The sequence below is a fragment of the Crocinitomix algicola genome, assembly GCF_001661595.2.
Classification (GTDB): domain Bacteria; phylum Bacteroidota; class Bacteroidia; order Flavobacteriales_D; family Crocinitomicaceae; genus Crocinitomix; species Crocinitomix algicola.
In genome coordinates this window covers 41,188-55,263 of record NZ_LYPF02000004.1, presented here as the reverse complement: position 1 = coordinate 55,263, position 14,076 = coordinate 41,188, and the positions used below count along the sequence as shown (strand labels likewise).

Below are 14,076 nucleotides of genomic sequence, written 5' to 3'. Positions count from 1 at the left end.
CTTTAAAAATTAGTCTTTAGAAATTCTTAATTTTAAGTTCTAAAAAATGAACAACCTAACCCAAATACTATCCCATCTTCCACCAGAGCGCATTGCCGATTTGGAGCAAATCACCCAAAAAATAATGGACACTCACCGTGTGGACATTATTCTACTTTTTGGAAGTTATGCCCGTGGTGATTTCAAAACCGAACGTGGAGCGGAGCAGGGAAAGAAAAGTGATTTCGATATTTTGATTGTTACGGAAGACGGAACACGTAAAAAGCAGGTAGTTTCAAAATTACGTGGTGCATTTAAGGAAATGGAAATTGTGGTGCAAACACTAGTTGTTACCATTGGAGTTGTGAATAAAGCATTGGAAGAAAACCAATATTTCTATTCCGATATTAAAAAAGAAGGAATTGAACTGTTTAATTCAGGGCGTTATGATTTTGCTTCATTTAAAGGTTTATCGCCAACTCGAAGACGTGAGATTGCCGAAGCGGATTTTGAAGAATGGTTTGGTGTTGCTAAGCAGTTTTTCATAGGTGTTGAAGACACATTAGGACATGGCTTTTTAGGTAAGGCTTCATTTGAATTGCAACAAACGATTGAAATGTGTTACACCGCAATTGAAATGGTGTTTAGTCATTATAATCCACATGAACATAACCTGTTTGCTCTGCGTGACAGGTGCGTGCGCTTTCATAAACGGCTGAAAGGCGTTTTTCATTATGATAATGAGGAACATAAAAAGTTGTTTGACCAATTGAACTATGCGTATATCGGAGGGCGTTACCGTAATGAAAGGGAATTTCCTGTGGATATGGATAAGATTGAGTTTTGGAAGCAAGAGACAGAAGCTTTTTTGAAATTGACAGAGGAGATTTGTTTGGAGCGGATTGAAGGGTTTAGAAGTCTTTAAAAATAACACATTCCTTTTTTATATTGCTATACTTATCCAATCTAAGTTAATTAGAAAGGGGGAATATTCGAAAAACATTTACCTTTGAGTTTGAATTTAACCCATTACAAATTTAGATCAAACACTTATGAAAATAACGGTAGATGAATTATTCGATAGAATTGTAAAACGCCACCCACAGTTAGACCAGCTTCCATTACAAAAGGTAATGATGGAAGAGTGCTGCGAAACAGCCCTAAATAGTAATCCAGAACTTGCGGATTTGGATGTTTTAGAAAATGCTGTGCAAATTGCCTTCATAACTTGCAATTCTACTTTAAAAGCAACATTAAAAGGTCTATTGGAATCATCTGACGCGGATAAAATCAACCTAAATTACAGGAATCAAAAATTCACATTTACATCTGATTCCCATTTCTTACAGGACGACTAACAATACATTTGAATACAAAAAAGGGTTGACCGATTAGTCAACCCTTTCACAGTTTTTAAATTACTCTATTAAAAAGGCGATTTGTACTCCGGATTCGTTAAGAATCGATCATCTGTAAGCGTATGCAAAAATGCGATCAAATCAGCAATGTCTCCTTCGTCTAACATCAACCCTGTTCCCATTGTACTTGCCAAGGCCGGGTCAAGTGTAGAAGACGAATGTAATTCGCTATTGTAATGATTGATTACTTCTTCTAATGTATTGAAACGTCCGTCATGCATGTATGGTGCAGTTAAAGCAATATTTCTTAAGGTTGTTACCTTAAACTTAGCTTTATCGGCATCATTTTCAGTTACATCATAACGCCCCAGATCAGTGAAATCCATATCCGAATCCAAACCATTATTCATGTATTGATCGTTTTCAAAATTAGTACCAGAGTGACAATGTGCGCAATCAGCTCCAGATGTCTCTGGGAAAAATTCATTATACTCTGCAAAAAACAACTGTCGTCCACGTTCTTCTGCATCAGTCAAGGTAGCTGTTCCTTCAAGATAGCGATCATACTTTGAGTCATCCGAAACCATTGAAAACATAAACGCCTCAAGTGCATGTGAAATCCTTTGCTCGTTTATGGTTTCATTACCAAATGCACGTGTAAACTGATCTTTATAGTTTTGTTGTAGACTTAATTTTGTAATTACATTTTCCAATGTCTCATTCATTTCAAGCGGGTCTTGAATTGGCAATACAGATTGATGTCTTAACAGTTCTGCACGTCCATCCCAAAAGAATCCGTTTTCATTCCAAGCCAGATTAATAACAGCCATTGCCTGACGAGCGCCTGGTAATCCTTCTACACCAATGGAGAATTGATCGGGATCAGAAAAGCCATCTTCTTGTATATGACACGTAGCACAAGCCATTGAGCCATCTTTGGAAAGTGTTTTTTCATAGAATAACATACGCCCTAACTCTACCTTTTGCACTGTCAAAGGGTTGTCAGATGGTAAGTTTGGAGCAGGCAATGTATTATTCTGATACTTCAAACTATAAGGAGTGTCATCATATTCTGCCACGTAAGGTTCTACAGGCGGATCTTTTTTACAAGATGCCAAAATTATTATAGCACTTAAGGCAATTATTCCACGCTTCATTTTCATCCCTCTTACTTTATAATTACTCTTTCGGTAGCTACTGTTTCTCCCTCTTGATTTAACACAGCGACTATATAAACACCAGCATTTAACAGCTCAATATTCATTTGTGTATTGGTAACCGAAGTCGTTTGTACCAATTCTCCAAGGGGATTTAGAATGTTAATTGTTTTTACCTTTTCTACATCAGCAAAATTCAATTGTATCTGACCATTTGAAGGATTGGGGAATAAAGACCAAGACAATGCATTTTCTTCTTCCAAACCAACCGTATATAGACCAAAAACAACATCTCTCCAATTTTCCAATACTTTTTTTGCTTCTCCTGTTGATCCATGAGAAATAGTACCTCCTGTTAACGAAATATCATTTAGTCCTGCCGCATAGTTACCGTTTAAACTCATCACTAATGAACCTGCTTCGTCGGTAACTTCAACATCTGATTCTACTTCAAAATAGTTTTCGTTTCCTAAACCATGCAATTGAAAATTCTGTGAAAGGTCATCTCCTCCAAAACCTTCATACGCAATAAATCGGTATCCTGATGCCCATCCCCAGTGCATAGAAGGTGATTTTGGTCCAAGCGGATGAGAGACATCCCAAATAGATGGGTCTTCGTTATTTAACGGAGCATAAACACCTATATGAAACTTAACCCCTTCGATATCAGTTACATCAAAATTTCCTAATTCGATTGAAGTAGAAATTTCGTCCTCTGGACGTACAAGCGCAACTATTGCATCTGGAACATTCGTTTCTGTTCCTCCATCATGTAGAATAGTTATTCGTGTTACATAATATTCTAATCGAGAAGCTTTGAATTCATGTCCTAAATTGTTGGCACTTACAACATCCAATGCAAAATCGTCCACTCCAAGTTTGTGATTAATCTTAAGTGTAACGTCGGTTTGAGCAATTCCTGTTAAAAGTAATAAACTGCTAAATGCACTAAGTATCAGTTTTTTCATAGTCTTAATTTACGTTTTCTTAACGCTAATATAAAACCAGAAAGGGTATTGATCCAAATTTTAGATTGTCGATTCACTAAAGATAATGTTTAATAACTTGAAGACTTATATCTCAAAACTACTACAACCCTTGCAGATATTGGATTGCGTTGCTTCATGCTTAGTTTGGCTTACCTTTTTTTGAACCGAAACAACACTTATAAATTGTAATTTTCTAATGAATTTTTATAGTTGCTGTAATCATTGATTTTTCCTGTCTGACTATTTTTCATTAATTTTGTATATAAGTTCAAATGAAAATTTTGCGTTCCATAGCACCCTTTTTATTGATTCCATTGTTACTGGTTTCAACAATAGGTTTTTCCCTAGAAGTCCATTTCTGTGGAGATGAGATAAAAAGCATTGGTTTATTTGAAGCGGAAAAATGCGATATGGAGAAGGATGTCTTGAGCGCTGAAGAATTCGAAAAATTACCGCCTTGTCACCAAAAAAAATATCTTGCCGAGCAAGAAAGTAAGGAAGGAAATGGGTTTTGTCAAAACAATTGTTGTCATGACGAACAATTAAATTTTGATTCGGAAGACGCAACAAAACAAGCCACTGTGAATTACACTGACTTGAATGAAATTCAAGCCATTCTTATTTATGCTGCGATTGATTTTCAATTGTTTAACCCAACAAAATTTGTTTCCAATTATAGGGCATACAAACCACCCTTACTGAGGCAAGACATAACCGTTTTGCAACAGGTATTCCGTATTTGATTTTCATTTTTAGAATAGTAAGCTCTAGGTCTTTTTAGACTAGAGCATTCTGTGTTTTATTCCATTCTAAAAATGAAAAATGTTAAATCGTATCGTAAAATTTTTTCTTGACAATAAGCTAGTCGCATGGATAATGGTCATTTTATTTGTGTGTTGGGGAATTGTTGTTTCTCCCTTCAATTTCAATTTGTCTTATTTACCAAGTGATCCTGTTCCTGTTGATGCTATTCCAGACATTGGAGAGAATCAGCAAATAATCTATACCGAATGGGCAGGACGTTCTCCACAAGATGTAGAAGATCAAATTACTTACCCTTTAACCTCGGCACTTTTAGGAATTTCAGGAGTTAAAAGTGTTCGGAGTAATTCCATGTTCGGTTTTTCAAGTATTTATCTAATTTTTGATGATGATATAGATTTCTATTGGAGCAGAAGTCGAATCATTGAAAAACTTAATTCACTTCCATCTGATCTTCTTCCTGAAGGAGTTACCCCATCACTAGGCCCTGATGCTACAGCCCTAGGTCAAGTTTTTTGGTATACCCTTGAGGGGCAAGATGAACATGGAAAAACAACTGGAGGGTGGGATTTACATGAATTAAGAACGATACAAGATTTCTATGTTCGTTATGGATTACAATCAGCAGAAGGTGTATCAGAAGTAGCTTCTATTGGCGGTTTTGTACAAGAGTACCAGATTGATGTACGGCCTGAAAAAATGAAAAACTATGGCATTACTATAAATGAAGTTGTAAGAGCCGCTGAAGCCTCTAATTTGGATGTTGGTGCGCAAACTGTTGAAATCAATCTAGCTGAATATTTTGTTAGAGGTTTGGGGTATGTTAAAAAGGTTGAAGACATTGAAAAAAGTGTTGTAAAGGTGGTTAATAATACACCCATTCGTATTCAAGACATTGCTCATGTTCATCTGGGACCAGCTCCACGTCGAGGAATTCTGGATAAATCTGGAGCTCCAGCAGTAGGAGGAGTTGTCGTTGCACGATACGGGGCTAACCCTATGGAGGTGATTCAGAATATCAAACAAAAAATGGAGGAAATTGCTGTAGGATTACCTCAAAAAGAATTAGCGGATGGTCGCATTTCTCATGTAAAGATTATTCCTTTTTATGATCGCTCACAATTAATTCATGAAACGATCGGAACATTAGAAGAAGCCCTGACACTTGAAGTTTTAATCACCATCATTGTTGTGTTATTGCTGTTACTTCATTTCAAATCTTCTTTACTCATTGCAGGATCATTGCCCGTTGCTGTATTGATGTGTTTTATTGCCATGAAGTATTTCGGTATTGATGCGAACATTGTGGCATTATCAGGTATCGCCATTGCTGTTGGAACAATGGTGGATATGGGAATTGTTTTAACCGAAAGCATGACTGCTCAATTAGCTGTTGCACCACCAACACAAACCATCAGTACAACCATTTATAAAGCAACCACTGATGTTGTTTCTGCCGTAATTACGGCTATCGCAACAACGATTGTTAGTTTTTTACCTGTATTTACTATGCAAGCGGCAGAGGGTAAATTGTTTATACCGCTTGCTTATACGAAGTCTTTTGCGCTCTTAGCTGCTGTACTTCTCGCTATTACTGTAATTCCGCCAATAGCGGAACAGTTATTTAAAATAAAAAGCAAACCACGAATTTTTAAGTATTTGGTCAACGGGCTGCTATTCATTTTTGGAAGTATATTACTATTCGGCCAATTTTCATTTCTTGGTATGCTTGGTATTGTTGTAGCCCTTGGTGGTGGTTTAAACGCTTATTTTCAAGAAAATAAACAAGAACCTTGGCTTAAGAAATTCGGCTACATCAAAAATGGGGTTTATGCACTACTCGTAACCTGGTTACTCGCATCTATTTGGATGCCGCTTGGTGTTGCACAAAGCATATTTATAAATTTCATTTTCGTACTCTTAATCATTATTCTTTTAATTGGTTCTTTTTATGGTGTGATCCATTTTTACGAAAAGATATTGCGGTTTTTATTGCGTATCAAGTACGTTTTTCTAGGGGTGATTGTTTTACTGCTTTACACAGGATTTACGATTTTCAAATCGACCGAAAAAGAGTTTATGCCTTCGCTAAATGAAGGATCGTTTTTATTGATGCCTACAGCTATGCCACACGCTGGTATGGAAATGAATGAAAGTAACATTCGTCTACTCGATTTGTCAATTAACACAATTCCAGAAGTGGAAATGGTAGTTGGAAAAGCAGGGCGGGTTGAAAGTGCATTAGACCCTGCTCCAATGTCCATGTATGAACACATAATTTCATATAAATCTGAATATATCCAAGATGAAAATGGACAAAAAATTCGGTTTAAAACAGATTATGAAGGTGCTTTTGTTTATGATAATTCAGGCAATCTTATCCCTGATGATAACGGACAGTATTTCAGACAATGGCGTGAACATATCAAATCTCCTGATGATATCTGGAATGAAATCATAAACGCAGCAAAAATTCCTGGTGTTACTTCTGCACCAAAACTACAACCGATTGAGACAAGACTTGTCATGCTACAAACAGGAATGCGTGCGCCAATGGGGATAAAAGTGAGGGGAACAAACTTGGAGGATATAGAAGCTTTTGGATTTCAATTAGAAACACATTTAAAAGAAGTAAAAGGCGTAAAGACAGAAGCTGTCTTTGCAGAACGAATCGTAGGAAAACCTTATTTGATGTTGGCCATAAAACGCGAAAAAATCAGTCGCTATGGGCTAACAATTGTCGACGTTCAACGTCAACTGCAAACTGCAATAGGTGGAAAGCATGTTGGTACTACGGTGGAAGGAAGAGAACGTTTCGGAATTCGTGTCCGTTATCCTATGGAACTTAGAAATGATCCAGAACGAATCAAGTCCATTTATATCGCTTCTCCAGATGGCACGCAAATTCCATTAGAAGAGTTAGTAGATGTAGAATATGAACAAGGCGCACAAGCAATAAAGAGTGAGAACAACTTTTTATTGGGTTATGTACTTTTTGATAGAGTAGCAGATTTTTCGGAGGTTGAAGTGGTTCAAAATGCAGAAGCATACCTACAGGATAAAATAAATGATGGAACGTTAATTGTTCCAAGCGGAATTACTTATGAATTTGCAGGAAATTACGAACAACAGGTTCGTTCAAACAAGCGACTCAGTGTTGTTTTACCGATTGCATTACTGATCATATTTTTAATCCTCTATTTCCAATTTAAGTCTGTACTTACTTCCCTTTTTGTGTTTTCTGGTGTATTTGTGGCATTTGCAGGAGGTTTCATTATGATTTGGCTATACGGTCAAGAATGGTTCATGAATTTTAGTCTTTTCGGAACAAATATGCGGGACTTATTTCAAATTCATACAATACATTTAAGTGTAGCCGTTTGGGTAGGATTTCTCGCCTTATTTGGTATTGCCACTGATGACGGTGTACTTGTGGCAACTTTTCTCAAAGACAGCTTCAAGAAAAACCAACCGAATAACGTCAAAGCTATTGAAGATGCTGTAGTGCAGGGAGGATTGAGACGAGTAAAGCCCGCCATGATGACGACGGCAACAACAATTTTAGCATTACTTCCTGTACTTACTTCTACAGGAAAGGGAGCTGACATTATGCTTCCTATGGCCATTCCTTCCTTTGGAGGCATGGTATTCAACCTCATTACCATGTTTACAGTGCCCGTACTGTATTGTATTTGGAAGCAGATTGATCTCAAATTGAAATCGAACAACTTACTTAAAACCAGTTAAACATGAATATTAAGCAAAATATAATCGTTTTAGTCGTCTTGTTGATTGGTGTCCAAAAACAAGATTGCTTTGCCCAATCATTGGATTCGTTACTTGCATTAGCAACAGCTCAAAATCCTAAACTAAGAGCCTTGGAAAAAAGGTACGAGGCAGCTGTAATTCAAACAAAAAATGCGCGACAATTGGATCAACCAACAATAGGTGTTGGAATTCCGATTTTACAACCTGAAACACGTTTAGGGCCACAAATCCTTATGGTTAGTGCTAGCCAAATGTTTCCGTGGTTTGGAGCACTTGATGCTGAGGAAGATGTACTTATCTCTATGTCCAAACAGGAATACGAAAAAATTTCAGCTTTAAAGCTTGATCTTTTTTATCGTGTGAAGATCAACTATTATGAACTGCTCTATCTCTATGAAACGCAAGACTTATTGGAGGAAGAAATCAAACTCCTAAAATCATTAGAGACACTGAGTCTTATAAAAATGGAAACGGGACAGGGAGCAATGACTGATGTATTGAGAATCCAAATGAAAATGGAAACCATAAAGAATGATATAATGCAAATCAAAAATGATGAAGCAATGGCTATTGCGCGTATCAATGAAATTACAAACCAATCCATCACGAATTTTGAAATCAGCTCTGAGGATACGTTGACTTTACCCGAATTGTATTTTGACTTAGCGCTATTTCAGGAAAGAATAGAGAAACATCATCCGTTAGCCAAACTATTGCAGGCGCAAACAGAAGCTTCAGAGAATCGACTGATTGTGAATAAAACCAGTAATTCTCCTTCAATTGGAATCGGATTAGACTATGCGCTTGTCGGACAACGAACAGATGCTAATCCCGCAGGTAATGGTAGAGATATTTTCATTCCAAAAGTAATGCTACGTATTCCAATTTATCGAAATACTTATCATAACACCAGAAAGGTTGAAGCTTTAAATCAAGAAGTACTGGCCTACGAAAAAACTGCGCTAGTAAATCAATTAACCAGTGAGTTAGCAGTATTCAAAAGCACATACGAAAATACACTGCTTTCGTTTGAAGTGTCTAATAAACAAATTGCAATTGCGAAACAAGCATTTGAAATTTTGAAGGCAAACTACACAGCTGATCATTCTGTTTTTGATGATTTAATCTCATTGGAACAAGAATTACTGCTATTTAAAAAACAGAAGATAATATCCATGTTGAGAGCTCATATTGCAGTTGCAAATATCGAGCGTCTCACAAATTTTTAATCAAACAACAAATGAAACATACATATAAAATAGAAGGAATGACATGTAACGGATGTAAGGCATCTGTAGAACAGTCATTAATAAATATAAACCAAGTAGAAGATGTCCAGATAAATCTGGAATCGGGTGAAGCCTCGATTTCAATGAGCACTCACATTCCTCTTGAGCAGCTTCAATCCGCACTATCTGAAAAGTATAAAATTTCAGAAGAAGTTCAAAAAACAGCTCGTGCGACTTCTGAATTCGAAACCCAAGAAAAAAGTAAGATTCAGCAACTGAAGCCGCTTCTCTTAATTTTACTCTATATCACAGTGAGTAGTAATCTTATGCATTACAAAAATTGGACTATCGGAGAAGTAATGCTTGATTTTATGGGACTTTTTTACATTGTCTTTAGTTTTTTTAAGCTACTTGATCTAAAAGGGTTTCCTGACTCTTTTAGAATGTATGATCCGTTAGCAAAACGATTACCGATTTATGCTTGGATTTATCCTTTTATAGAAACAGCACTTGGGATAGCATTTCTGATGCGTTTTCAAATTCCGATTGCGCTTATCGCCACAATTATCGTTTTAGGAATTACAACCATTGGTGTCACTCAAACCTTGTTGAGCAAAAAAACAATCAGATGCGCCTGTCTTGGAACGGCTTTAAAACTACCTATGACAGAGGCTACATTTATAGAGAATGCCATCATGATTGTTATGGCGATCACTATGCTAACATTTAGTTTATGAAACATTATTTGATCAATATAGCTTTATTAGGAGGGGGAATTCTTTTAGGGTGGATTTTCTTTTACCATCCACAAGAAACTCTCGAAACTGACCACTCTGAACATGAGCATACCTCAGAAATTTGGACATGTTCTATGCACCCACAGATTCGAAAAAACGAACCTGGAGATTGTCCCATTTGTGGAATGGATTTAATCCCCCAATCAGATCAATCCAACGAGAGTAGTTTAGTGCTTGAAATGACGGATGAAGCGGTGAAATTATCGAACATTCAAACAGCAGTAGTTTCCGATCAATTCAGTGTGAATAATTCATTGAAAATTTCTGGAAAGCTCGTTTCAAATGAGGAGTATACCACGAATTTGGTCACACAGTTTTCTGGACGAATTGAACGCTTATTTGTCAGTTATACAGGAGAAGAAATAAGAAAGGGACAAAAAATCGCAGTGATTTACTCCCCCGAATTAATCACAGCTCAGCAAGAATTATTAGAAGCTGAAAAACTAAAGAATTCTAATCCTGCATTCGTTGAAGCAGCAAAAAACAAACTGCGTTATTGGAAAATAACAGAAGATCAAATTGATCACGTTATAACCTCAAAACAAATTCAAGAAAACTTCGTGATTTATGCATCCCATACAGGAGTTGTAACCAATAAAAAAGTCGTTGTTGGTGATCATTTAAAAGCAGGGGATGCACTGTTTGAGATAACAAACTTATCGTCACTATGGGCTGTGTTTGATGTGTATGAAAGTGATATATCTAATATTCGAGAAGGAGGTAAAATCGCTTTCGTTCCAGAGGCTTACCCAAATGAACGATTTGAGACTCAAGTTTCATTCATTAATCCGATTGTTGATCCAACTACAAGGACAATAGAAATTCGAGCAAATGTTGAAAATTCTAGCGGAAAGTTAAAACCAGAAATGTTTATTGACGGAGAGGTAAATACCTCTAAAAGCGACTTAGCTTTTGAATCTTCTCCTTTACTTGTTCCTAAAACAGCTGTGCTCTGGACAGGAACTCGATCAATCGTATATGTAAAAGTTCAAGACACAGATATTCCCTCTTTTGAATATAGAGAAGTTGAGATTGGTGAAGCTGTGGGAGAAGAATATGTAGTTATTGATGGTCTTTATTTAGGTGACGAAGTTGTTACAAATGGTGCTTTTGTAATTGATGCAGCGGCACAATTGAACAATCAATCGAGTATGATGAATCGAAAAATCACATCAAATAACGAAAATCAGGCTGATGGTAATGGGCAAGTTGAATTTAGTGAGAATATTCCCATTGTGTTGGAACAGCAGTTAACCTTTTTGGTGGATGATTACTTAACAATGAAAAATGCATTGATTGAAAGCAAGCCATTGAATGTAAAAGGTGCTGCACAAAAGATGTATGAATCACTTAAAAATATCCAAAAAGACTTAATCAAAGGTGAACCAAAAACCTTTCTCATAGAACAGGTGGATAACATAAAAGCTCATAAAGATCAATTGATGAGTGAATCATTAGACAATCAAAGAAAAGCGTTTGATCCAGTATCTAAAGCAGTCGAAAACCTAATTCGCTCTTTTGATTTAGGAGACAATACCTACTTTTTACAGCGTTGTCCAATGGCAAATGGTGGAGTAGGTGCAACATGGATTAGTACCGAAGAAAAAATTAAAAATCCTTACTTCGGAGATCGAATGCTAGGATGTGGATCAACCATTGAAAAATTAGGATCATGAAAAGAATAGCGGTGTTGATTAGTAAATCGACAAATAATGAAATCATCATTCAAGCAGCCATTCAAATGGCACAAATACTCCAGTTGGAGATTACCTTGTATCATTTTGTTACAGCTCCCCAAAATTGGGAAAGTTTAGGCAGAACGGTAAGAGATAGTCACCCACAAGCCAAACGAGATATGAACGAGGCCCGTCTAGTCATGGATCATTTGCTTATGGAGATTCGAGCAGAAAAAGTGGCTGCGCGAAAAGCATATCTTCTTTATGATCAGGAAGAACGGTCAACAGAAAATACACATAACGTAGATACCCTTGTTATTACGGATCGAAAAATGTTTGAAGTGGACAACACGGATATTCTTGATTTTTTATGCGAATTTACCCCTGTAAAATTAATCGTAGGTAATGAATTCAAGGTCAAAAACATTGAAGATGTTGTGTTATCTTCCGACTTCCATACATTACTACCGCAATGTGTCTCATTGGTTAATAACTTGATTGATACTATTGATTTTAATCTCAATTTGGTATTTATTGATACCAATGAAACTCGTGAGAATTCTAAAATCAGTATCGAAAATATGAAAAGGGTAATCACGCAAAATGGTTTTCGAAAAACGAGTATATCAATCTTCAATTCGGATTGTCGATTGAAAGGTGTTGAAGATTTTGCTAATTTAAGGGGAGGCGATTTAATTATTACCGAGGAGCAGTGCAAAGTCAATTTGAAAAGCCTAAACGAAATGCATTTGCCAATTATAATTATTAATAAATAAGATGAGAGGAGTGTTGATTATAGGGTCTTTAGTCCTTTTAAGTGGTTTTTTTGTGGCATTTAATGCTACTAAAAACCCTATTTCAGTTTATGAAGTTGATATTCCAGTAGGATTTCCCGAACTCGAATTCCCTGAAGGAAATGCATTAACTCAAACTCGTGTTGAACTGGGAAGAATGCTTTTTTATGATCCTATTCTGTCTGTGGACAGTACTGTTTCATGTGCAAGTTGCCACAATCAGACACTTGCCTTTGCTGACAATAAAGTGATAAGTCCTGGAGTAGAAGGCCGCTTGGGTATGCGAAACGCCCCAACACTAGCCAATGTGGGATATAATCCAACACTTTTGTTTGACGGTTTTTTAAAAACACTGGAAATGCAAGTCCTTGTTCCGATTCAAGAGCATGCTGAGTTCAATTCTAATATAGTCGATATTGCTGAAAAGCTAAAAAAAGATAGTCTTTATGTTAGAATGAGTGTGGAAGCCTATGAGCGTCTGCCTGATCCTTATGTTATTACACGTGCTATCTCCTCATTTGAACGGACACTGATCAGTGGAAATTCAAAGTATGATCAACAGGTTTATCAGAAAAATAATGTAATGAATCGTTCCGAAAAACGCGGAATGAATTTATTTTTCAATGAACTCAATTGTGTTGAATGTCATTCAGGATTCAATTTTACGGACTTTAGCGTTCAAAATAATGGACTATATGAAGTTTATGCTGATTCAGGAAGACAACGTGCAACAAAAATAGAGGCGGATCGAGCAATATTCAAAGTTCCTACATTAAGAAATATTGCATTAACAGCTCCTTATATGCATGATGGAAGCATAGCAACACTGGAAGAGGTTATTATGCATTATGAGAGTGGAGGTAAGTCTCATCTTAATAAAAGTGAAAAAATCAAACCGTTTCAGTTATCAAAAAGAGAGCGGAAAGATTTAATCCGCTTTTTGGAATGTTTGACAGATTACGAATTCATTACTAACCCTGCCTTTTCAAATCCTTTTGAGTGAAATAGTTTATTTAATTCACATTTTGATTAATCCAGAATTCTATTAATTGATAATTTCTACCTTTGTATCAGTGAATATGTTGAAATCTGTCATATCAGTCACATTGCTTTTTACCTATTTATTAGGGTATGGGCATTCTTTGATCCCTCACTGCGAGGTCAATTGTAATGGTATTGAAGAAAAGCATGAACACAATCATGAACACCACCAGCATGATCATGATGATTTGGCATTAGATGGGCATGACCATGTTTCACATGGGGATCATTTTGACGAGGGATGGATGGACTACTTAGTTTGTCTATTTAGTGATTTGGAGCATCATGGCTCCGGATGTCATGCTGAGCATACAGTAAGTCAAGAAAATGTTCAGTTTAAAAATTCACTGCAACAAGATAATGACCAAACTTCAGATTTTACCATCTTCTTAGAATATGAACTAATTGGTCAAAAAATATCGACTACTTCAAATCGTGTCAATGGGCCACCTATTCGATTTGACAGTCAAGCCTATCTTTTTACTTTACCTCAAAGGGGACCTCCATTTTATTCTTGCTAAGAGTT

12 protein-coding genes are annotated in these 14,076 nt (G+C 36.5%); 10 read left to right on the top strand and 2 right to left on the bottom strand.

All coding sequences use genetic code 11. The features are described 5' to 3' along the window. Window positions 1-46: 46 nt before the first annotated feature. Window positions 47-904, top strand: coding sequence for a nucleotidyltransferase domain-containing protein (locus tag A8143_RS03370; RefSeq protein WP_066756283.1), 858 nt, complete (start codon window positions 47-49; stop codon window positions 902-904). Window positions 905-1,031: 127 nt separating this feature from the next. Then, complete coding sequence (locus A8143_RS03365) at window positions 1,032-1,337, top strand: hypothetical protein (RefSeq protein WP_066756281.1); 306 nt, start codon at window positions 1,032-1,034, stop codon at window positions 1,335-1,337. A 68-nt stretch (window positions 1,338-1,405) separates the two neighbouring features. Here the strand turns inward: A8143_RS03365 and A8143_RS03360 are convergent, their stop codons facing one another. Both A8143_RS03360 and A8143_RS03355 read right to left on the bottom strand, forming a co-directional pair. After that, a complete protein-coding gene (locus A8143_RS03360) occupies window positions 1,406-2,500 on the bottom strand; it encodes a cytochrome-c peroxidase (RefSeq protein ID WP_066756279.1) in 1,095 nt (364 codons plus the stop codon). Between the two features lie 5 nt (window positions 2,501-2,505). Further along, the gene (locus A8143_RS03355) at window positions 2,506-3,462 is read right to left on the bottom strand and encodes an MbnP family protein (protein WP_066756276.1); all 957 of its coding nucleotides are present in this window, start codon (window positions 3,460-3,462) and stop codon (window positions 2,506-2,508) included. A 293-nt stretch (window positions 3,463-3,755) separates the two neighbouring features. Between A8143_RS03355 and A8143_RS03350 the strand changes: the two genes are divergently transcribed. The 8 genes from A8143_RS03350 to A8143_RS03315 all read left to right on the top strand — a co-directional run bounded on the left by A8143_RS03350 (window position 3,756) and on the right by A8143_RS03315 (window position 14,071). Then, window positions 3,756-4,226: an HYC_CC_PP family protein gene (locus tag A8143_RS03350; RefSeq protein ID WP_066756273.1), complete on the top strand. Its 471-nt coding sequence runs from the start codon at window positions 3,756-3,758 to the stop codon at window positions 4,224-4,226. Between the two features lie 79 nt (window positions 4,227-4,305). Further along, the gene (locus A8143_RS03345) at window positions 4,306-7,992 is read left to right on the top strand and encodes an efflux RND transporter permease subunit (RefSeq protein ID WP_066756270.1); all 3,687 of its coding nucleotides are present in this window, start codon (window positions 4,306-4,308) and stop codon (window positions 7,990-7,992) included. Window positions 7,993-7,994: 2 nt separating this feature from the next. After that, window positions 7,995-9,242, top strand: a complete 1,248-nt coding sequence (locus A8143_RS03340) for a TolC family protein (protein WP_066756267.1) — start codon at window positions 7,995-7,997, stop codon at window positions 9,240-9,242. Window positions 9,243-9,253: 11 nt separating this feature from the next. Further along, window positions 9,254-9,979 (top strand): heavy-metal-associated domain-containing protein, encoded by a 726-nt coding sequence (locus A8143_RS03335; protein WP_066756264.1) that lies wholly within the window; start codon window positions 9,254-9,256, stop codon window positions 9,977-9,979. Next, entirely contained in the window at window positions 9,976-11,715 is a 1,740-nt protein-coding gene (locus tag A8143_RS03330; protein WP_066756261.1) for an efflux RND transporter periplasmic adaptor subunit, read from the top strand. Before A8143_RS03335 ends, A8143_RS03330 begins: the two co-directional genes overlap by 4 nt. Beyond that, complete coding sequence (locus A8143_RS03325; RefSeq protein ID WP_066756259.1) at window positions 11,712-12,491, top strand: hypothetical protein; 780 nt, start codon at window positions 11,712-11,714, stop codon at window positions 12,489-12,491. The genes A8143_RS03330 and A8143_RS03325 overlap by 4 nt, the downstream gene beginning before the upstream one ends. Window position 12,492: 1 nt before the next feature. Beyond that, the gene (locus A8143_RS03320; RefSeq protein WP_066756256.1) at window positions 12,493-13,512 is read left to right on the top strand and encodes a cytochrome-c peroxidase; all 1,020 of its coding nucleotides are present in this window, start codon (window positions 12,493-12,495) and stop codon (window positions 13,510-13,512) included. A 76-nt stretch (window positions 13,513-13,588) separates the two neighbouring features. Then, complete coding sequence (locus A8143_RS03315) at window positions 13,589-14,071, top strand: hypothetical protein (protein WP_066756253.1); 483 nt, start codon at window positions 13,589-13,591, stop codon at window positions 14,069-14,071. Window positions 14,072-14,076 lie beyond the last annotated feature (5 nt).